General features: G+C 43.6%; 19 protein-coding genes. 6 read left to right on the top strand and 13 right to left on the bottom strand.

Annotation, left to right across the window (positions count from 1 at the left end; all coding sequences use genetic code 11):
• The first annotated feature begins 32 nt into the window (after window positions 1–32).
• From tssI to PN836_RS05905, 3 genes are all read left to right on the top strand, one after another.
• Window positions 33–4,523, top strand: coding sequence for a type VI secretion system tip protein TssI/VgrG (gene tssI, locus PN836_RS05895; RefSeq protein WP_395344323.1), 4,491 nt, complete (start codon window positions 33–35; stop codon window positions 4,521–4,523).
• Window positions 4,516–5,226, top strand: a complete 711-nt coding sequence (locus PN836_RS05900; RefSeq protein ID WP_395344324.1) for a hypothetical protein — start codon at window positions 4,516–4,518, stop codon at window positions 5,224–5,226. Before tssI ends, PN836_RS05900 begins: the two co-directional genes overlap by 8 nt.
• Window positions 5,227–5,636: 410 nt before the next feature.
• A complete protein-coding gene (locus PN836_RS05905) occupies window positions 5,637–6,350 on the top strand; it encodes a hypothetical protein (protein ID WP_395344325.1) in 714 nt (237 codons plus the stop codon).
• A gap of 90 nt (window positions 6,351–6,440) precedes the next feature.
• Here the strand turns inward: PN836_RS05905 and PN836_RS05910 are convergent, their stop codons facing one another.
• The 3 genes from PN836_RS05910 to tagH all read right to left on the bottom strand — a co-directional run bounded on the left by PN836_RS05910 (window position 6,441) and on the right by tagH (window position 9,402).
• Window positions 6,441–7,046: a zf-TFIIB domain-containing protein gene (locus tag PN836_RS05910; RefSeq protein WP_395344326.1), complete on the bottom strand. Its 606-nt coding sequence runs from the start codon at window positions 7,044–7,046 to the stop codon at window positions 6,441–6,443.
• A gap of 140 nt (window positions 7,047–7,186) precedes the next feature.
• A complete protein-coding gene (locus PN836_RS05915; protein ID WP_395344327.1) occupies window positions 7,187–7,570 on the bottom strand; it encodes a hypothetical protein in 384 nt (127 codons plus the stop codon).
• A gap of 65 nt (window positions 7,571–7,635) precedes the next feature.
• Complete coding sequence (tagH, locus tag PN836_RS05920) at window positions 7,636–9,402, bottom strand: type VI secretion system-associated FHA domain protein TagH (protein ID WP_395344328.1); 1,767 nt, start codon at window positions 9,400–9,402, stop codon at window positions 7,636–7,638.
• 154 nt (window positions 9,403–9,556) lie between these two features.
• On the opposite strand from tagH, the gene PN836_RS05925 reads away from it, so the two are divergent.
• From PN836_RS05925 to PN836_RS05935, 3 genes are read left to right on the top strand one after another with little or no spacing between them, the layout of a single operon-like run.
• Window positions 9,557–11,884, top strand: a complete 2,328-nt coding sequence (locus tag PN836_RS05925) for a protein kinase domain-containing protein (RefSeq protein ID WP_395344329.1) — start codon at window positions 9,557–9,559, stop codon at window positions 11,882–11,884.
• A gap of 8 nt (window positions 11,885–11,892) precedes the next feature.
• Entirely contained in the window at window positions 11,893–12,864 is a 972-nt protein-coding gene (locus PN836_RS05930; protein ID WP_395344330.1) for a polysaccharide deacetylase family protein, read from the top strand.
• A 4-nt stretch (window positions 12,865–12,868) separates the two neighbouring features.
• A complete protein-coding gene (locus tag PN836_RS05935) occupies window positions 12,869–13,804 on the top strand; it encodes a hypothetical protein (RefSeq protein WP_395344331.1) in 936 nt (311 codons plus the stop codon).
• Window positions 13,805–13,814: 10 nt separating this feature from the next.
• Here the strand turns inward: PN836_RS05935 and PN836_RS05940 are convergent, their stop codons facing one another.
• From PN836_RS05940 to fliN, 10 genes are all read right to left on the bottom strand, one after another.
• Window positions 13,815–15,251 carry a LysM peptidoglycan-binding domain-containing protein gene (locus tag PN836_RS05940; RefSeq protein WP_395344332.1) on the bottom strand — a complete coding sequence of 479 codons (1,437 nt, stop codon included), beginning with the start codon at window positions 15,249–15,251 and terminating at the stop codon, window positions 13,815–13,817.
• Window positions 15,252–15,583: 332 nt separating this feature from the next.
• Window positions 15,584–16,456: a hypothetical protein gene (locus tag PN836_RS05945; RefSeq protein WP_395344333.1), complete on the bottom strand. Its 873-nt coding sequence runs from the start codon at window positions 16,454–16,456 to the stop codon at window positions 15,584–15,586.
• A gap of 10 nt (window positions 16,457–16,466) precedes the next feature.
• Window positions 16,467–17,516: a DUF2515 family protein gene (locus PN836_RS05950; RefSeq protein WP_395344334.1), complete on the bottom strand. Its 1,050-nt coding sequence runs from the start codon at window positions 17,514–17,516 to the stop codon at window positions 16,467–16,469.
• A gap of 43 nt (window positions 17,517–17,559) precedes the next feature.
• Window positions 17,560–18,147, bottom strand: coding sequence for a type VI secretion system PAAR protein (locus PN836_RS05955; protein ID WP_395344335.1), 588 nt, complete (start codon window positions 18,145–18,147; stop codon window positions 17,560–17,562).
• Window positions 18,148–18,294: 147 nt separating this feature from the next.
• On the bottom strand, window positions 18,295–19,428 hold the full coding sequence (gene flhB / locus PN836_RS05960; RefSeq protein ID WP_395344336.1) for a flagellar biosynthesis protein FlhB: 1,134 nt from the start codon (window positions 19,426–19,428) through the stop codon (window positions 18,295–18,297).
• Window positions 19,429–19,447: 19 nt separating this feature from the next.
• Window positions 19,448–20,224 carry a flagellar biosynthetic protein FliR gene (gene fliR / locus PN836_RS05965; RefSeq protein WP_395344337.1) on the bottom strand — a complete coding sequence of 259 codons (777 nt, stop codon included), beginning with the start codon at window positions 20,222–20,224 and terminating at the stop codon, window positions 19,448–19,450.
• A 7-nt stretch (window positions 20,225–20,231) separates the two neighbouring features.
• Window positions 20,232–20,501, bottom strand: coding sequence for a flagellar biosynthesis protein FliQ (gene fliQ, locus PN836_RS05970; RefSeq protein WP_395344338.1), 270 nt, complete (start codon window positions 20,499–20,501; stop codon window positions 20,232–20,234).
• Window position 20,502: 1 nt separating this feature from the next.
• Window positions 20,503–21,270, bottom strand: coding sequence for a flagellar type III secretion system pore protein FliP (gene fliP, locus PN836_RS05975; RefSeq protein ID WP_395345492.1), 768 nt, complete (start codon window positions 21,268–21,270; stop codon window positions 20,503–20,505).
• Window positions 21,263–21,802, bottom strand: a complete 540-nt coding sequence (gene fliO / locus PN836_RS05980) for a flagellar biosynthetic protein FliO (protein ID WP_395344339.1) — start codon at window positions 21,800–21,802, stop codon at window positions 21,263–21,265. Before fliO ends, fliP begins: the two co-directional genes overlap by 8 nt.
• Entirely contained in the window at window positions 21,762–22,193 is a 432-nt protein-coding gene (gene fliN, locus PN836_RS05985) for a flagellar motor switch protein FliN (protein ID WP_395344340.1), read from the bottom strand. The genes fliO and fliN overlap by 41 nt, the downstream gene beginning before the upstream one ends.
• Window position 22,194: the final 1 nt, after the last annotated feature.

Consider the following 22,194-nt stretch of genomic DNA (forward strand, 5'->3'; position numbering starts at 1 on the left):
CTTACAAAAGCAAAATTAGCATGGAGAGAAGCATGAGCTTTGGTTCAAACGAAGAATTTATGTTCTTTGAAACAGCTGAGCCCATCGATTTTAGTGTCGCAAGCCTCAAAGGCAGCGAAGGCATCTCCATGCTCTACGGATTCGAACTAGAACTTTTATCAGAAGACCCAGACATTACCTTTGATGAGATGATTGGTCAGGGTTGCGTTATCAGCATCCAAGGTAACCACCATTCGGAGATTGATGGGAATTTCAGTGATGCCAGTTTGAAAACCCGCTACATTCATGGCGTGGTATCTGACTTTTGCATTGAAGATGAAGGCGAACAGTTCTCCACCTACAAGGTCAAAGTTGTTCCAAAAATATGGCCTTTGCAGCACCGCATCAATAGCCGAATTTTCCAAAAGCAATCCGTTCATGATATTGTCATTTCCATACTCAAAGAGTTAGGGCTAGAGGGTGATGAATACCGATGGGATTGCAAAGGCACTTACGCAGCTATTGAATATTGTGTGCAATACGGCGAGTCTGAGTTCGACTTCATGAGCCGATTGCTTGAAGAAGAGGGCATTTTTTACTTCTTTGAGCATAGTAATGATAAGCACGTTTTAGTCTTTTACGACGATTCGTTTTCATGTAAACCTATTGAGGACGAAGATCCTCTTAGCTATATCTCAGATGCAAAGGGGATGGTATCTAATCAAAGCGTGAGTAAGTTTTATACCCGCAAAGCACTTACGCCTGGCCTAGTTACCTTTAAAGACTACAATTTCTTAAAACCTACGCTTAAGCTGGAAGCAGAACATCAAAACAAAGACGTCTTAGATATTGAGCAAGACCGAGAGCTATATCAATACGGCTATTTTGATGAAAAAACGCGAGGTAAGCACCTCGCTAAGATTCAGATGGAATCGCTCAATACCCGCAAAGAAGTGGGACATGGCGCAAGCAATGCTAACCGCTTATGCCCAGGGTTTTTAATCGAGATTGATGATAGGCGCAGAGGTAAATTCAGCGGAGAGTATTTGCTGAGTAAAGTGACTCATAACGCCAGCCAACAGCAGGCTTATCAGCAATATGCCAATACCCAAGGCAGTCAATATGCAAATGAGTTTGAATGCGTGTTAAGCGAGGTTGTATACCGCCCTGAAATTGCCACAAAACGCCCTTTGATTGAGGGCAGTCAAACGGCAATTGTGACCGGCCCAAAGGGTGAAGAAATATACACCGATGAGCACGGGCGCGTAAAAGTACAATTTCACTGGGAACGCTACACCAAATCTGACGAAGAAAGCTCATGCTGGGTGCGCGTAAGTAATGTTTGGGCGGGCCAAGGCTACGGCGGCTTTGCCTTACCGCGAATTGGTCAAGAAGTTATCGTAAGTTTTATCAATGGTAACCCCGACCAACCTATCATTACTGGCCGACTGCACCACGGCCACAACACCCCTCCCTATCGCTTGCCTGCTCAAAAAGCCATTAGCACGCTGAAAACGCAATCGACAAAAGGCGGCGAAGGTTTCAACGAACTGCGCTTTAATGACGCAAAAGGCACCGAACAACTGTTCACACATGCCGAACGTAACTTAGACCGACGCATTCAGCACGACCAATTCGAATTCGTCGGCCACAACGACCACAGCAAAGTTATCCACGACGCTTACACTGAAATTGGCAACGACCAACACAGCGTCACAAAAAATGACGCCTTCATCCAAGTGCAAGGCGAAGCGCATCTTCAGCATGATAAACATCTCATGCAATTCAATGGCGGCAGCAAAAGCTTTGATATTACTGGCGACCGTTACACTCAAGTTAAAGGAAGTGACAGTGTTCAAACTGGAGTGGATATTAAAATTGAAGCCGCCATGAACTATGGTTTAAACGCCGGTCAAAACATCGATATTAAATCGGCTTCGGATATTACACTTGAAGCAAGTAATATCAGTCTCAAAGGTGGTGGCGGTATTTTGATAAGCTCAGGTGCTATATTTATTAAAGGCGCCGTGGTAAACATCAATAATGGCGGCAGCCCCTCACCCGCTAAACCAAAAGCGCCTGATGCTCCAAAACTGCCCACTGCGCCCGAGCCGCCTATTGAGGCCGATACGGCCTTAGCGGGAAAGGTAGAGACAGTGGAAGATAGGGCAATTAAGCGGGAGAAGGCAAAAGCACTTCAACAGGCTGAGGCGCAAAAGGCGCAGAAACGGAGTGACAGCTTACAAAATACCCTAACTAGTTTAGATAATACCACCGACAGTAAAATGCCAGTCAATGAAGCGAGCAAGTTAGCTGGGGCCACACAAGGTGCCTTTACTGCGTCAACTAACGATAAAGATGATACAGAGGAAACCGAGTTCTATGAGCTTGCTTCCCTTTTTGCGAGAGAACAACTTTACGTATTAGCTAAACAACTCGCTGAGGCGCCGTTTATGAGTGCCTTGGTGACTACTTTTGGTTCCGACATTCCGGTTGAGGCTTACGCAAAGCTATATGAACTTGCGAGCGACAAATCATTACCAGCGCTTGAAATTACCGTTACAAAAGGTTCTATCAAAGGGAGACTAGGCGCGTTTGATAGCAGTCAAAATAAAATTCTTGTTGCTGAATCATTAGTAAAGTCCGCCATAGACAATGATGATGATAAAGCAAAATTGATGGCGCTTCTGATAGAAGAATACGGCCACTCAATTGACTATATGCTTCGAAACTCTCTTAGTTCAGTTGGCGGGGACGCAATGGATGACGAAGGCGCAAAGTTTGCCTATCAACTAATCAGCTTCGAACAAGTGTCTGCTGCCTCCATTAATTTTGCACAAGTAACATCAACTCCCTACAGCGGCGACCTTGTGATCGATAATGCAGAGTTATCTGAAGCATTAGCTAGTGTGAGCTCACAAGAGCAAATGAATGATGACAAAGATGGGAGTTTGGAGTTTTTTGGAGCTGGGACGGGAGATGCGAATAATCCAGCTTCCTACGGCCATCAGTCGATTGAGTTTGTTCTAGCGGAAACAGGATTTGACGAGGATTCGGACTTGCCTAGAATATACTTCGGAAACTGGCTCCGAGATTTTTCACAGTTCGTTGATCCTGCTATCGTAAGACCTTCTAATGCAGCGCTCAAACGTATTCAAAACCAAGGTATTAGTATACCTGGTTTAGATACTTTACGCTTATCACGCCAAGCCTTAACCGACCTAGTGGCATTGCTGGCAGGGATGGAATTTAGCCAGTTTGGTGAAACGCTTGGTACTTACTGTTATAAGTATGTAAATACGGACACGCTGGGCGTATATCGCCCAGAGGAACACATCGACAACCCGTATTCACAGAAGAACGGAAAAGTAGACAATAGTTTAATTGATAAGAGCTTCACACCCCCATACATTGAAACACAAGTGCAATTAAATGAAGAAACCGGCTTAAAAAATTACATCAATACGCCTGTTAAAGGGCAAACATTTGGTACCGCCGTCCAGTATATGACCCAAGAGCTTGAACACGCCAAAAACGCTGGCTCGACTAGCGAAGGCTTACTGCACTTTGGACAAGCACTACATGTATTAGAGGACTATTTTAGTCACTCTAACTTCGTTGAAGTTTGCTTAATTAAACTAGGTAATAAGAGTAGACTCAAGCACTCCAAGCTAAACGAGCTTGCCCGGAACATCTATCCAGTTGTTGAAACAAGCAACGTGAACGGGCGCATACCCATTGTCACCGGAAGATTTGGCCAGACCGACGTATTAGCCAGCATTGGACCAAAACTCGCCCAACTTTTCCAAGCAAGTTTTACGGATTATGAGCAAGCTAAGCCTGGCGAACGCTCGCCTGCGCAATTAGCTATCAAGATAGTATTAAAAGACTTGGCCGCTGCTCAGACGGCTGATAGCAAAAAAGAAGGCACCAACTACACAGGCCTCGACTATGCTGACTATCTAGAAAAATACGAACAATTGTTATTGTGGCAAGATGAATTGCTACGAACTAAAAATAAATATCTATCTAAAGTACTATTAAGCTCCATACACTACTTGAGCCAGACCTTTATAGTGATTGCCAATTTCGCTATTCATCATATTATTGAGACGGTGGCACATAATATCGACGATGCACAAACCATATTAGGTGATACTGGTGAAAACCCTACGCATAGTCAGTTAGCCAAAGACCATGATACGCATCATTTTCATGAATTAGCCGCGTTAATGGCGATTGAAGCGGTTGAGAGTCTCGGTGAAAGTATTAAAGAATATTGGGGCGGCGTTGCAGGAACAAACCCTGTTGAACTTGCGCAATCAATTATAGCGCACCCACTTGACATCCAAATATTTGACCAAATTGCAATCGATTGGGCAAATGCGAATGAAGACAAGCTTCGTAGCGGTAACTTTAAATCTGATATCCATGAACATCACGACAATTTCAAACAAAAAGCGAAAGACCTAAGAAAAGAGGTAGAGGGGATGAATAAGTATATTTTTGATACTTTTAATTATTTAAGGTCATATTTTGAATAACACTAGTTTTCGAGTAAGTTGCTTTGTTTTTCTGTTTTCTATTGGGCTGGTTGGCTGCGACACCGTTAAAGCTGCATTTGATAACATACGAAGTCAAGACGAGTATGTTGCTGCTGCAAAACCAAACGAGGGTTTTGCCATAGAAGATTGCACGCTGACTTTCAACGGAAAAATGCTGGATTACAGTAAACGAATAGAACACTGGGAAACGGTTCTCGGAGAGTCTAGACCTGCTAGCCCCACATCTGATCGGCACGTTTGGGATGAACACGGCTTAAGAGTATCTACTCGCAATAAAAACAATGCGCCGTCTAGTCTCACTTTTGTTTTTTATGAATACATGCCCTACTCTGAGAAAGACATTGCTGCTGCGTTTGGTGAAAAAAGCAAAACACGCAAACGCAACGCGAACCAAGCCAAACCAAAAAAGGTTTTTTCTTCATCAATTTGGTTCAACGGCGCGGAGATATCCGCTAGCTGGGATATAGATAGGATTAATGGCCAAATGGCAAAATACAACAAAAATAATACGATCTGGTTTCGCGAAGCTTATGCCCCCACAATATTCGCAGCCTACAAAAGGTGTGAGCTTTCAACGTATCCAGATTACAGGGACAAAGAGATGATATTTCGTATTGATGTTGAGCAGCAAAATCGATCTATTATTCAAAAATTTACTGTGGGATTAAATTTATACGAATAAAAGGTAAATAATCAAATATCCCTTCACTACGAAAACAGTACCATTCAATCTCAAGAGGCATACGCCCCTACAATATTTGTTGCAAATAAGCGATGCGATCTTAAAAACTATCCAAATTATAAAAACAAAGAAATGATTTTTCGTATCGACGTTGAGCAACATGACCGCAGCCTTGTTCAGGTATTTACGGTGGGCTTGAGCCTAGATTGATTGATCTGTGATCATTCAGATAAATTCGTTGTTTCTTTGTATCGATAATTCAATGTGATTTGTGACATAGTCGCTACACTCAAATTAGAAGAGTGATATGTAAAAAGCAAATTGATAGCTGCGACTAAGGTAGCGATAGAACTGTGCTATAAGGATAAAGAAATATATTTTCACTTGGTTTAATTATTGAAGGTCATTTTTTGAATAATCATCGTTTCCGATTGGGTTGCCTTGTATTTTTATCAACTATTGGGATGGTCGGCTGCGACTCAGTCAAAGCGGCTTTCGATGACATACTTAGTCAACAAGAGTACATTGGCATGCCAAAACCCAGCGAGGGTTTTGCTATAGAAAACTGTACACTGACTTATAACGGACAAGTATTAGATTATAGTAAACCAATCGAACAATGGGAACGTGTACTTGGAGCGGCTAGACCCGCAAGCCCTTCATCGAAAAGGCAAGTTTGGGATGAACACGGCTTAAGAGTATCTACTCGTAATGAAAACGGCGCGCCGTCTAGCCTTACTTTTTTCTTCTACAAATACATGCCCTACTCCGAAAAAGATATTGCCGCGGCTTATGGTGACCAGAGCAAAACACTCAAACGTCACATTAACGAGGCTAAGCCAAAGAACGTATTTACCTCATCAATTTGGTTCAACGGCGCGGAAATATCAGCTCACTGGGACTTGAATAAGGTTAATGGTCAAATGGCCCACTATAACGAAAACAACAAAAACTGGTTGCAAGAAGCTTATGCCCCTACAATATTTGTTGCTAATAAGCGATGCAATCTTAAAAACTATCCAGATTATAGAAACAAAGAAATGATATTTCGTATCGACGTTGAGCAACATGACCGCAGCCTTGTTCAGGTATTTACGGTGGGCTTGAGTCTGGAAGATCTATAGTAATTCGCAATTCTAGCGGTGCTGAGCGCCGTTTCTTAAACAGGATTCAGGTTACGTAAACAAGCTGGAACTTCTGCTAATTCCTGAAGATTAACGCCCAATCTTATAAAACCACCATTTGCTATCGAAACGGTTCATCATTTTGTCCATAAACTCTAGGTCTGTGACGCATTTATTAAGCTTATCAATCTCGTGAGCGGTAGTACGAGCATGACGTTCAAACTTTTTGTCTTGAGCTCTATCTAAGCCGCCGCTCGCGATAAAATCGCGAATTTGAGCAAGCTCATCTTTATCTAGCCAAAAACCGCAATACGCACACAGATCAATCATCACTCCCGAAATGCCTTTAAAGTGCTGACGAACCATAAGCTCAGAACAGTTCGCACAAGGCAAATACCCCTCTCCCTTTGGCAAGCCAGGGCGCTCGTAGTTCGGGTTTACCTTTGGGTCTTTGTAAACATCAAGCTCAGTTGTTAGCGTTCGAAAGGTTTCAGGCTCTACCCACATGCCTCCACACTGTGCGCAAGTGTCAATATCGTGATGATTAAACGGGTGTATTTCAAGCGCTATTCTGCAGCGTGGACAATTTCGTTCACGGTCTTCAAGCACCAACTTCACATCCGCATTACACATTGGGCAGACCCGCGAGATGCCTTTTATTTCATGTTTACATGAGGAGCATTGAGATACATTCATAAAATGGCCTTCTTCAACAAATCAGCATAGCTGCCATCAGTTTACTTTTTCTAAGGTCTAACAGAAATATTAGCGGCTATCCCAATTAAGCGTCACAGCAAATTTAATTTACGGCGAAGACGCTTCAGCAACTAAACCGTTCATTTTCTATTTCTCATTGCTTCCAGTTCATCTTCTATTATGTCAACTCGCTGATAAATGGGAAGTTGTTGTTGCTGAAATTCAAAATCGGGATTTGCTTTTTGCCGCTGCCAAAACTGAGGATCCTGACACGTATAAATGCCCTCGGTCGTGTAGCTACAAACGGGTATGGTGGTGCGTTCGTCGTCACTGTTCAACAGATTATCAATAACATTGGCAATGTAACCGCAATTAATAACACATTCATTCTCGCTATTGACCAACTTATCACTATTGCTTGCGCACCCAGTCTGCAGAAGCGCTGCTCCAGCACACAAAAATGTCATACAAATCGTTCTTCTGTAGCGATTTTCTATCGCTATTTGTTTTGTAAATGATGCCATCTGGTTTATTACCATCTAAAGGTTCGGGAGCAAGAAAAGCCACTACTAAACACGAGAACTATGCTTTAATTATGCTTTAACTTATTCAATTGTAACTCATAGTGCTCTTTAAAGTGCTTGATGAAAATGTTAGTGGAATCAGATTGGGCGCTGTCGGCAATCGACTCATAAATAGAGCAGTATATGTCCCAATATTTTGCCTTTTTGCTCAGTGCAAAGCCTACCTCAAACTCGTCTTCTAAGGATTTAGGGTCGAAGGACTCTATGGTTTGCTGAATGGCAATATTTAGACCGCTTATCATTGCCATTTGATGCGCTTTCGCATCATCAACAGCTTCTCTGGCCGCACTTACCGGATCTAAATAGCCAGCCTCTTGGGTTAGCATTTTAGCGAGCGCTTCTTCGGGAGAGCCAGAAAACTTAAAGGGATTGTTCTTCGCTTGACGGATTTGGGTTTGATCCATCGCAAGCTTCTCTTTCATTGCTGAGCGTGCATTTAATACACCCATCATACCTTCAGTAAGGGTTTTCAAAACTGTGCCTGCTGCTCGCATTATATCTGTTTTTTGCTGACCAATTAACTGCGAAGGGTCAAGATCTAACTCTTTTAAGAAAGCGCGTAGCGCGAGCGTGTCTTGCGACACCTCGTGACTAGTTTGTTTTGGCGCCGACGCGACGGGTGTAGCAATCTGTGTGTTCACACCTTGCTGGGGAATACTTGTAGAGTCACTTTGTGTACTTGCCTGCGGCTGTGGTAATGGCGAGTCTTGTATAGTGGGCGTCTCGCTGGCAACGGGTTCTGGATCATCGTTAAAAAAATCGTCGATGTTGAAGATTAATGATTCTGCGGTGTTTTCGTTTGAAACTTTTTCTTGCGAGGGGCCTTCTGGTAAAGAATCTTCTGACCGCGGGCTTTGCGTTGCTGAGGCTTCTGGTGTTGCACTTTGTGTGGAAAGACTTTGGTGTATCTCGCTTTCTATCGAAGCACTATTTTGTTCACGCCTATCAAAAGAGGTGCTCAGATTATCAAGCTCGGATGGAACAAGCACGGGCTCTGGTGTCTCCGGCGCCCCTCCTTCTTCACTTCGCTCAATAGATTTAGGTATATCAACACTAAATGCAACTTGAGACTTCTCTGTCCGCGAGCCGCTTGCGGTAGATGGCTCGTCACTAGTACTATTCGAATTAATACCAACGCTTGCGGACGACTTTAAAGCGTCAGTTTGCCCAGGTGTTGGCATATTAATCGCTACACCTTGTTTTTCATCAGAAGAATCAGGTTTTGCAACCGGCTTAATCTCGAAAGACACAATCTCAACTTTCGGCGGCTTTGGCGTAATCGTTTGCGGCGCTTCGTTAGTTGCTGGTGCAACTTGCACATTGGGTGTTAAGTCTTCCTCTGTCGCGTCAGTGACAGTCGCATCCTGCTCTAAGGATTTTACATCGTCAAAGCTGCTTTGCTTGGTCTCCTTTAATGGCTCATGCGCAACTAATGCATTTCCATCGTCGTAAGATTGAGTGATGGCGTCTACCACTAATACACTCTCGCCTATGGCAATTTGATCGCCTGCTGAAAGCAGAAAGGTCTGCCCTTTTTTTAAGGTCACACTGTTATTGATGACCGTTGCTGTGGAGGAAATATCTTGAATAAACCAATTGTTGTCCTCAAAAGTAAGCTCTGCATGATAGCGAGAGACATACTTTTCAGGATCGTGCAGTACAAATTGATTATTAGGCGCGCGACCGATGGAGCCTGCCTGCGAAAAGTCTTCAACTTGAGAGTAAGGTGGTTTGCCTCCTTTGAAGCTTTGCCACGATATTGTTACCGCCAATTTTTTATCCTCAAAAACCATCGAATGTCCATTACCGATAACTATATAACACAATCACGATGTTTTGCACAAAACCCGCATTATCGGTAGACTGAGCTACTTAGGAAATGTACTCGTATTTTGCTTTGTGCGCGTGTTTAAAAAGGGACGATATATGTCAGAATTGATTGATCAAAAAGTAGGTAGATATCAAATAAAGGAGCTTATCGGCGAAGGCGCCATGGCCTCTGTTTATCGTGTATACGACCCAGAAATTGATCGATCTCTAGCACTGAAAATCCTGAAAAAGGATTTGAGTGTAGACGGCGAATATTTGACTCGCTTTTTGCGCGAAGCAAAGGCCGCAGGCGCACTCTCTCATAGCAACATACTCACAGTATTTGATGTTGGCGAATATGAGAAGTCTCCATACATATTAATGGAGCTACTAGAAGGTAGTGATTTAGGCGACCTGCTAAAAAAACGAAAAACGATATCTGTCCGCGACACCCTTATTATCGCGCTACAACTTGCTAAAGCGCTCAACTATGCCCACGACGCCGGCGTGATTCATCGAGACATAAAACCAGACAATATTATGATACTCGAAGACGGCGTCAGCGTTAAAATCGCTGATTTTGGGATTGCTCGCATCAATGAAAATGAGGATGCACAAAAAACGCAGGTGGGCTCAGTATTAGGAACGCCCCGTTATATGTCACCCGAACAAGCGCTTGGAGAGGAAGTCGATGGGCGCACCGATTTGTATTCAGTTGGCGTCATTCTTTACGAAATGTTAAGCGGAGAGAAAGCCTTTGATGCCGCTAATATCGGCACCTTGATGACACAAATTATTCAGCAACAGCCGACCTCACTTAAGCAAGCTTACCCTGATCTACCCTCTGGTTTGTGCCGAATTGTGCAAAAATTATTGCATAAAAAGCCTGACAAACGCTTTCAGACTGGCGCTGAGTTAGCCAAAGCTATTAGCAAAGAGCTTGCTGTATTCAATGAACAAGAAGAAAATTCTAAAAAAGAAAAATATGTACCTCTGAAAGTTCGCTGGACGCTCTATATGGCGACCATTGTTGCGTTTGTAATGATGGTTTCGGTCACCACCGTGTTTAATATTCAGTCCAACGCCATGCAGCGACAAGCAATTGACTCTGGTAGCGCATTTGCAAAATTTATTGCCATTGAAACCGCAGTACCTCTGTTGAGTGAAGACTGGATAACGCTTGAAACATTCATAAATGAGGCATCTAGTCGAGGTACCTTTAGCTACTTAGTGGTAACCGACCGAAACGGTATTGTGCGCGGAGCCAGTGACAAAAGCTTAGTTGGTGCAAAGTACGAAGTTAGCGATGATGAAGAGGTGATAGAGGAAATAGATGGCGTTATTACTACTGAGTCCGTGTTCAATGACGAAGAAGAAGTGTTTAATCTGCAAGCCCCGGTGCTATTCCAAGATATTGCCGTTGGCCAGATTGTTCTTGGATTATCCCAAGACAGTTTGCAATCGGTAAAAAGCGTTACTGGTTGGTTAATGTTTGCATTGTCTCTGATTACGGTGTTGTCAGTGAGCGCTGTATTATATGTATTTGGAGCGCTTATTACAAAACCGCTTAGAATAGTCAATGAATCCATTCAAAGAGTGGGTGAGGGAGACTTAGACACACGCATATCCATCCATAGAAACGACGAGATTGGCGAAATCGTCAATAGCTTTAACAACATGGCCCATGCTATCCACCAACGTATCTACCCAGATGAATTGACAGAAAGCATGATTGATGAAAGAAAGGGCTCGCCCTTGGATGAAAGCCTGGGCGCTTCGAATCAATCGAAGGAGGATAATAAGAATTCAAGCTCTGGCTCAGTCTCAACCAAAAAAGATGCAAAAAGTGCAGAAGGTAACAGCGCAAAGAGCGAAGCAGTAGAAAAGCCCCCAACAGGCCTTGATAAAGACGCGACCATTAAGGCAGCCAATACCAAAAAAGCGGCTTCCAAAAGTGATAAAGCAAATACATCTGCATCGTCAACGGTAAAACCCGCAACAAAACCGGTGAGCAAAGCAAACAAGGTGGATATTGATAGCGATGATACAGATAAGACGGTTATCGCAAAACCCAAAAGAGCGGCTGCAAAGCCGACCGCGACTACAAGATCCAAAGCGGCAAGTGATAAGGTCAATGCAAATAAAGCCGCGACTAAGCCACCCGCAAAACGAACTCGCAGAAAGCCAACCGCAAATACCATTGGGAGCGGCGCGAGTAAAGTGGCGTCCGAGACAGAGCAAAACAAAGCAATAGAAAACGATAAAATGGTTCAAGATGAAGCGGATAAGACCATCATTCGAAAGCCAGCCGCTGCGACAAAAAAGTCAGCGAGCCCTGATCCAAGCGCGGATACTAAAGGTGTTGTCGATGCCAAAGATGCAGGAAGTTTAGACAAAACAGTCATCTCAAAGCGCTCAACTACGAAAAAGTCGACGAAGGATTAAAGGCCAGCATGTTACGGTCATTGGCTATTCTTTTCATCCTTTTCGGTCTATCGGCTTGTCACTCTGCCAGACATGTCGAGTTAGACACTGCCGATTATATGATAGTTAAGGCCGGTTCATCAGATACTTTCGCCAGCTTGTCTAAGCAGTATCTGGGTACAGAATATGCGGTAGATGCTTTAAAACGCTTGAATCCGCATATCACTGAAGCACAAAACCAAATGGTGGCAATTCCGAAAAGCAATCCATATCCACGCGGCATTTTTTCAGACCGATATCAGTTAATTCCGGTACTTTGTTATCACCAATTCACGGATGACCCAAGCAAAGTCAAACCGATGGTTTTGCATGTGGATGATTTTAAAAAGCAAATGGCATATTTGCAGGAAAATGGCTATTCGGTGATTACGCTTGAACAACTCAGTGCCTTCGTAAACGGTGAACTGTCCATCCCTGAGAAGTCGGTAGTGATTACGATTGATGACGGCTATAAAAGTTTTTATGAATATGCCTTCCCTATTCTTGAACAGTACCAATTTGACGCTACTGTCTTTATTTATCCAGATTTTGTAGGCGGACGTTTGTCGCTCACATGGAAGCAACTTAATCAACTTGAAGCGCACCCGCTAATAAGCATTGAGTCACATTCAAACACTCACGATAATCTAAAAAGAAGGGAGTCGGATCCAAACCTTAACAGATACCTCGACAGACTTGAGCAGGAAGTGATTACGCCGCAACGCTATTTTGATCGCCGCTTGAATAAACAAACACAGTTTTTTGCATATCCATTTGGCGATACAAGTCGTGAACTAATTGACCTATTAGATAAACAAGACTACGAGCTGGCCTTTACAGTTGAGCGAGGAAGCAACGCAGCGTATTCTCCCGAGTTTCTCATGAAGCGGAATATGATTTTTGGAGGCCGAAGTTTTAACGACTTTGTGAGAGCCTTAGATACATATGAGCCACTGGAATAAGCAGATGCAAGTGAGACTCCTATTCGTCATTCTTACCATGTTTTTAGGCGGTTGCTTGAAAACACCGGAGTTAATCAGTGGTACTTTGCTCAATAAAGTCTCCGTCGAACAAGATCAACGTTACCAGTATTCTCAAGAACTAATTGCGAAAAAACACTACTATGATGCGCAGCTTCAACTGGAAATTCTTAATCTTATTTATCCAAACTCTCCTGTTGTTAAGCAAGACTTGGACGATATTTCGCAGCTGATAAATAAGCGCGTTATCGATTTATATGGGCAGTTAGAAAGCACACAATCCGCGCAAGAAGAGAAAAAAGCGCTGCTACAAATCCTCGCACTACGGCCTTATGAAGACAAAGCGTTTGACATGCTCCAGAGCTTAGAAAAACGTGCGTCGATCAATGAGTTGAAATCAGGCACCAGTATGCGGCGCATTATCAAAAAGCCGGATACAAAACAGACCAAAAATAAAAAACCAAAGGTCGATCCGCAAGAGGAGTTTAGTGATGCTGCAAAGTCTTTACTGGCTAAAAGTGAGCACCTAGCGATAGTTAAGCTCTCAGATGAATTCCTATTTAAGCATTCAAAAAACAAAAGCGCTTTGCGCTACAAAGCCGATGCCTGCTTGGCACTGGCGCGGCAGTTTCGCTCTCAACAAAACATGTCTGAAGCGATTAAGTATTATGAATGCAGTATCGATGCTGGCGTAGAAAATAGCGAAGATGTTGAACTGACACTGCAATCAATAAAAGATGAATCTTCCCAAAAGTATTACGAACGCGGCGTCAAACTGTTTAATGTCAATCTACAAGACGCCATTGAAATGTTTAAGCAAAGCTTACAGTACAAACCAGAAAACGCGCTGGCAAGACGTCAGTTAGTCATTGCTGAGCGTGCTTACAGAAATTTGAGAACAATTAAATCCTCTGTGCAATAGTTAAAGTTATTTATTGTTTAAGCTCTTGTAAGCGCTCTTGAAGCTCAACTGCTTGCGCTCTGAAAACTTTCGCATTTTCATGCTCAGGCTCGAGCACTAAGACTAAGTCCCAATCAGATATCGCTGCATCCAACTCTTGACGTCTGAACGCAGAAGATGCCTGCCTGTGATATTTTTCGGCCAGCTCGTTGGCTAAGGCTTCGCTACGGGCTTGAAGTTCAATATTACTTGGATCTAGGCGCGCCGCCTCATCCAACATTTCCCATCGACTGAACTCATTACTTGCAAGGTCAAAATCGTCAACGAGTTCGACGATTGCAGCAGATGCGCGTTGAGGCTGACTTTCCTTTTCTTGCTCGACGAACGAACTAAGTGTTTCTTTAACGAGCTCGGTATTTTGAGAAAGATCAAACCCATCCATTTGTCTTAGCTCATCCAGTTTCCCCATAGCCATCGAATAGTCCTGATCACTACTATGCTCAACAAGCTCAGCGAGCACTAATGAAACAGTTCGAACGACGGGCAAAGTCTCGTTAAAATCAAGATCTGTTGAGGCATTAAGCGCGTTCTCATCCAAAGAAGGCGTCATGTCACTATCTACCGCCTCGCCAACGGTTGCAGTATTTTCAGCACCATTGGGCATGGTCGAGTCAGCATTACTATCGGCACTTAATATTTCGGGTAAGTCTTCTTCCGCGATTTCAGTATCCACAGTTGAATCAATGCCCATTTGCTCATCCGGCAAAGAGTTGTCTAATATTTGACTCTCAACTAATGCTAGCTCATCAGAAGGGTCGATTATGTCCTCAGCCTGTCCGACTAAAACCGCCTCACTCTCAACTTGCTCAGGTGTGTCAACAAGCTCAATCTGAGGCTCAGCATTTTCAATTCGCTCCTCGTCATTCGGTGCTTCAAGGTCTTGTTGTCTCACCTGAGACGCCAACTGTGTGTTGGGGATCTTTATCTCTTGCCCTATCAATACTCTACGAGGATTTTCAATTTCATTATATTTAGCTAAAGCATAAAAGTATAAGGCTGAACCAAGATATTTTTTTGAAAGTGTAGACAAGCTTTGACCAGACTCTAGAGTTAAGGTGAAAAACTCTTCAGGAAAATATTCACTAGCGGGCGTTTCTATTTGTTCTATTAAATTAATTACGCGTGAATTATTGGGGCGGACTCGGTCAAATTCTTTGAGTTCGGCAAGCGCGTAATCTGACTCACCGGTTTCTAGATAAGTCAGGGCTTTTGCAAAGCGCTCACGCGTGCTTAAATTTGGTTCGGCCTCTATAATCGGCTCAGGCGGAGTCACTTCAACAACAATGGGTTCAGGCTCTACCGGCTGTGCTGGTTCCACTGTTTTACTGGTTGTTTGACAACCTTGAACAAACAATGACGCTAGCACGGTAGCGAGAATAGTAAACTTGGGTGTATATGATTGTCGCATTCGTCCCTCTAAATATGTCACTCAGAAAAGATACACAAGCTCCGGTGTATGCTTTATTTCTACAACGATAGCATAGCCGATAGGCATCACTATACTGAAATGAATATAGGCTAAGATATAACCACTTTACGAGTACGAATTAGTATACAGTTTAGATTTTTCGCCACAAGTTAAAACGCTAAATTACCGTCTCGTTTTTATCATTCGTTGTTTTGCACCTATGTCGATGAAATACTCTGTGATGTCTTTAACAAGAGTAAGAAGTGAGAAGAACTCTATGATGCCTTATGCACCGCTAGGTGAGCTATGCCTTAGGATTAGCTCATAAGACGTCAATCAAGTTTTAACTCAGGGTCAGAGTACGAGGTATCAATCTCGAAGCCCTGCTCTTCAAGCATCACCTCTTTTTTGTGGCGTTGGTCAAGAAGCTCTTGAAGCTTGCTGGGAAATGCAGACTTTACGTTATCCATTTCATCTGATGGTAGCTCCAGTTTAGCAAGTTGTTGGCCATCCATAATTTCGTAGCGGAAAAAATAGCCGCTGGGTTTATCCAAATCAAGGCGAGTGTTGTCTCTTATAAAACTGATGAAGACAAACATGCCATCTGCATACATTCGCCACTTTTGACTATCGACCTTCATCCATTGTTCAAGTGTCAAACGATATTCTAGCGGCATTGTATAAAATGAATCTTTTTCGAGTGCATATTTCACCCCTTCTTGTGAAGTAAGCCTGGCGTCAGAAAAGTTTCTGAAGTTCCGCCAGCCCAATTCCTGCATTTTTTGTAAAAAATCCATAAACCTTATGCGGGCTTCATCATGACTAATATCGCTTTGCGAGGCCATACCGCCACTAATGTTAAAGGTATATATTCCCCTATCAGGTTTACTCAATTGATAGGATCCCATAACACCAAGGCTGTTTTCGATGGTGAAACTGTACTTGCTATGATCCACATAAACGGATCCACGATCATCACTGGGCCAGTCAATTTGATAAAAATTGACGCCAGCGGGTTGCGCGTCTACAGCTTTCTCTTCGTCTAGCTCATTTACCCTGATGAACTTCTCTGGTGGCATTTTTAATTCAATAAATGCTTCTTGCTTGATGTTCATGCTCGCTTCCTCACTCGAAGATGAATAAAAAATCAAAGCAGCAACGATAACGCTAAACATCATCATACTGACTTTTATATAAGTTGACATGATGCTCAGCTTAGTCGGCAATTGCGCGGGTTCGTCCCGCATAATCTGAAAGGTTATACCAAGTAGCAATAGTTCTAAGCTCACCCATCATATAAGCACGCTCGGTGGACATTAGACCGTGGAATTTATTGGCTGCTGTCGTTATCCATTTCATTCTGCTATCAAAATCCTCAACTTTCATATCATCCGGTGCTTCTGATTTCAGCCGTCCGTCCCTTATTGAGCACGAATGTGAAAACACTAATTCAAGCGCAGGCGAAAAAAACTTTGCAATTCCAAACCAGCCCTCACGCTGAAATTTTGACCAATCCGAAAACCGTTCATCTTCATATATAAGAGGCTGAAGAACTTCGTTCTGTTCATGCTGAGCAACGGCCATTAGATGTGCCATTTGCTTATCTTTTCTTTGCCGTCCATCAGACATTACTTCAACTTCGCTGGTTAGCCTAAACGCACGTTTCAAATCCGAAGATAAAGCCATATTATTAATTACAGGTAGCGAAGAATCCGCCCAAGGCATACTGTCGACGACACTTTGAATAGGTGCTTCTAAGTCTTTTGCGTCGCGCTTGTCGATGCAAACCATCCCCTCAAAAAAGTTCTGTGGAAAGTTATTGTAAAAATAGTGCGGTGCGCTGATATCCATAAATAGCCATAAATTCCCTTTACCTAAGCCATCAGCAATGATCTTTGCATCAAATGGATCGCGTGGTATAAGACCGACAACAGCGTCGTTGCTTTTAACTCTCCAATCGTCTAAAACGCAGGCGACTGTTTTACTGGCAAAGGCTCCCAACGCCATCCAGTAATAACGCCCTATTTTACTTAAATCACCCCCCTCTTCTGTTTCCAAATAAAAACGCGCGTATGTTGCAGCTATGCGTTTGGCTCGAATTTCATACCAATCTAACAAGTCATACTCATTGTTAGCCCTACTTTCAGACATCCTTATGATTGAAAATTGCTGCGCTTTCGACCAATAGGTTTTGCAGTTCGCAACAACCTCTTGGATTTTATCGGTATCATCGTTTACGCCTTCAGTGGCGTCGGGGCTTCCCATTCTCAAACTCCTTTACGCGTCTGAGACAGACGCACCAAAATATCTAATCTTTCGATTTATACTCACTAGCGTTAGCAAGCGCGACCGCTTTATCTGTTTTAATTTTTGGCCACACAAGTTGATATTCAAATTGCTCGCCCTGCTTGGTAGAAACCACGGATGTGAGTCCATCCTGACGGCTCTTTGAGTCCGCTTGATGCCAATTATCGTCACTTGCTTGACCTTTGGGCACAACGCGATAAGGCATACCCTCAACTGGCTGACCTAGCTCGTCTATTAATTCGAAGCGCAGCGCAAAGGTATGTGTGATGGGTATTTTTTCCACTGGCGGTGCATCGTCACCAATGAAAACATTATTTGAACCAATGATAATTTTTCCACCACAATCGATTGCATCTCCCACGCGTGCTGCTGGCTGATTGTTAATAAATACTGTTGGAGCGCCTTGTGCGATAGACCGGGGATGAGGAGGACTATTGGGTTGAGTATGAGGCGCAAGCGCGTCACCCTGTCGAGCAGCGGGTATACCGTTGATAATTACGTCGCCACTTCCTTTAATAATGGGACTGGGATGCCACGCCCCGTGGTTAGAGCCCATATCGCCCAAGCGTGCTGCTGGTTTTCCCGACATTATTGCGTCCTCATGCATGTGAATATAGCTTAAGAGCTACGATGTGTTGGTAATAATATGCTGATACTTCCGTGTGTTTCATATATTAATACAACAAACCAGTCTTGCATAATTTTCGCTCGTTTTGATCAAGCAGTTGATGTGCGCTTAACGTCTCAGCTCCGGCGGGATGGTAAAGTCTTTCTTAAGCTTTTTAGGACGCTTTCCTTTACCTGATTTAAATGCTTTCAATTGATAGACATAAGCCAAAATTTGCGCCACTGCCATAAACAGCTTTTGTGGCACTTCGTGGTTGACTTCGGTCGAATAGTAAATCGCACGCGCAAGTGCTGGCGACTCAACAATGGGAACGTCGTGAGCGTTGGCAATTTTACGAATGTGCATTGCCAGCTCATCTAAACCTTTCGCGACCACAACAGGTGCGCGAGTGCCATCTTGCTCATATTGAATCGCTATTGAGTAATGGGTTGGGTTGGTAACAATGACATCGGCTTTTGGCACCTCTTGCATCATGCGATTCGCCGACGCTTGATATTGCAGTTTACGAACGCGGCCTTTTACGAGAGGGTCACCCTCTGCATTTTTGCGCTCGTCTTTGACTTCCTGCAAGGTCATTTTCATTTCTTCGTTGTGCTTATGATTCTGATAAGGGACATCAATTAGCGCAATCGGTATCATTGCCGCGCAAAGCAGTAAAAACGCCCATTCAATCATATCGATTGCATGAAAGAGATTAAGCGGATATAGCTCAATGTCTAAATGCAGTGCTTCATCTTTGAAGATCACGAGTGCCAAATAGGCCATGAAAATCACCACTAATACTTTGGCAATACCTTTTAACAATTCAACCAAGGCTTCAGTGCCGAACATTCGCTTGAAACCTTTTAGTGGCGACATTTTGCTTGCTTTAGGACCAGCCGCTTCCCAAGAGAAGTTATACCCCCCCATTGCAATGCTGCCATACACACCGCCAATCAACGAGATGATCATAAAAATAAGCAGTGGACCTGCGCTTTCCATGACAGACATATCCAAAATTTGGAACATGTGATCAAGGTCATAAGTTTCGTCTCTGGAGAGCGTAAACGCGCGTTTGGTGATGGTATACATGGCGCTGGCAATTTGAGAGCCCACCGCGATTAAGGCAACCGCGCTGGCAAGCAAGACGAACGCAGTCGATAATTCTTTGCTGCGCGCAACCTGCCCTTTCTTGCGGGCATCCTCGAGTTTTTTGGGTGTGGGTTCTTCTGTTTTTTCCTGAGCGGATTCATTTTCAGCCATGCTGTTTCAAACGCCCCCTTTAGCAGGTCAATAGAAGCTTGCACATAAACTCTTGTGCACGGCCCCATTGAAGGTTGAAGTGATATACCTGGTTCGACAGCGTGATCCAGATAACGACTAGGCCCATAATTTGTGCAATGGCAAAACCCAAGCTGAAAATATTAAGTTGAGGAGCAGCTTTGGTCATAACCCCAAAGGCCAGGTTTACGATAAGCAGCGATACAATCGGGGCTAAGGAAATTGTCACCGCAGATACAAACATCCAACCCGCCCAGTGTGCAATCTGCTTAAATTGCTCACCTGTCCACCATGGGCCGTCAATGGGAAAAGCATCAAAACTAATCACAATCATATTGATCATTAATAGATGACCATCGACCGTCCAAAAAATCAAGGTTGCGAGTATCAGATAAAACTGACCGACGGCAGGAACGTTAATACCATTTATCGGATCGACAATTGACGCAAATCCCAAACCCGTCTGCATCGCGATTATTTGACCCGCTAACACAAAAGTATTAATCACCATCATGGAGATAAATCCAATCGCAAGCCCAACAATTAATTGCTTAGCTATCTCAATGAACGTACCTAAAGACATAATATTGTCGATGGGAACAGGGGGTAGCATGGGTACAATCATTAAGGTAAGTAAAATAGCTAACAAATTGCGCACGGGAGTGGGGATAGTTCGGGCGCTAATGCCCACCATAGAGATGAATAAGCCAGAAATACGCATAAACGCCAGCATGTAATCGCCGATCGCATCAATGATGGTACTGCTGAGCAAATCCATATATCGCTTAGCCCACCACGGACGGAATGCTGAGCACTAGCTCATTAGTAAAATCCATCATTTTCGCCACCATCCAATTGCCCAACCATGCAAGGGCGAGCAAGGTAACGACCAAGCGTGGTAAAAAACTCATAGTTTGTTCATTGATGGAGGTAGCAGCTTGAAATACCGCTACCACAAGCCCGACTAATAATCCCGGCATGATAATGGCGCTGGTGATAACCACAATTATTAGCATAGCGTTGCGCATGATTTCGACGAAGGCTTCTGGACTCATGTCAAACTCCCATCCCAAAGCTCGTCGCCAGTGTGCCAAAAATCAAATTCCAACCATCCACTAATACAAACAACATCAGCTTGAAAGGTAAGGACACAATCATGGGGGATAACATCATCATACCCATGGCCATCAAAATAGACGCAACGACCAAATCTAATATTAAAAACGGAATAAAGAGCATGAACCCGATTTGAAAGGCGGTTTTTAATTCACTGGTGACAAAAGCGGGAATCAAAACGGTCATCGGTACTTGCTCGGGTGAATCAAACTGTCCCTCATAACCCCCTATGCGTACAAAGGTTTCTAAGTCGGTCATGCGAGTTTGGCTTAGCATAAATTGACGCATAGGTTCTTTTGCGGCTTCAAAGGCCTCAAGGGATGTCATCTCTTCGTTTAAATAGGGCTGAAGCGCAGTTTCATTCATTTTTTCAAACACGGGCGCCATAATAAACATGGATAAGAACAAACTAACGCCGATGAGTATTTGATTGGATGGGGACTGCTGCAAACCAATGGCTTGACGCAATATCGACAGCACAATAATAATTCTTGTGAAGGATGTCATCATCATAACAAAAGCAGGAATAAGGCTGAGCGCGGTCATGATAAACAGCGCCTGCAAGGTCATTGAGTATTCTTGTGAACCGTCATCATTTGTGGTGACCGTTACCGCAGAAATGCCCTGCTGTGCTAGTACATCGGAACTAAATCCTAAAAGCATTACAAGTAAAATGAGGAGCTTGAGCACCCATGCGTATTTATTCATCATGGCTGGCTCCTTTTTGTGCCTTCTCTTTATTTTTAGATGAGCCGCCCGTTATGGATTGCGCCATGGCCTGCACTAGCTTTTGTTGAAACCCAGCTTTGCCATCGAGCATCGGTGCTTTGGTATTGGTTTCAAGAGGCGTGCTCAGTGTGGATAGATGATTGATGTTGTGCGCGGTTATACCGAGCAAGTGCTGCTCATCACCCACCTCTATCACCATGATTTTTTCTTTTGCGCCCGCCATCATGCTCGCAACGACTTTCATTTGACCGTTTCCAGCTTGAGTGACATTAAATCGACGCATGATGTAAGCAAGCGCAAAAATAATGGCGATCACTAATAGAAGAGATAGGAAAATGGATATGAAGGATGACATACCGCCGAACTCGCCGGCGCTGTTGCTGGAAGTTTCTTGAGCCTGTACCGGTAGCCAGATGAGGCTTAAGAACAGGGCGTAAGCCCCTGTTCTTAATGAGTTTTTAAATACTTTTCTATTTAAGCTTTTTGATTCTCTCGACTTGACTAATAACATCCGTTAACCGAATCCCAAATTTATCGTTGATGACCACTACCTCCCCATGAGCAATCAACGTGCCATTTACTAAAACATCTAATGGCTCTCCGGCAACTCGGTCCAACTCAACTACAGACCCTTGATTTAACTGTAATAAATTTCGAATACTAATATTGGTTCGGCCGACTTCCATCGATATAGTGACCGGAATATCTAAAATTGTATCGAGCTTTTTCTGATCAGTCGCACTGACTGGATCGCTTTCACTTAACTCATCAAGCTCAGCCGTTTGCACTTCATCAAGTAGGGCGTCGGCGTCAACATTTGCATCGCTCTCGCCTGCTTCAGCCTGAGCCTGCTCGGCCATTGCTTCGCCCCATGCGTCCAAATCATCGTTTTCATCGCTCATT

It is taken from the genome of Ningiella algicola (assembly GCF_028401415.2).
Taxonomy (GTDB): Bacteria; Pseudomonadota; Gammaproteobacteria; order Enterobacterales; family Alteromonadaceae; genus Glaciecola.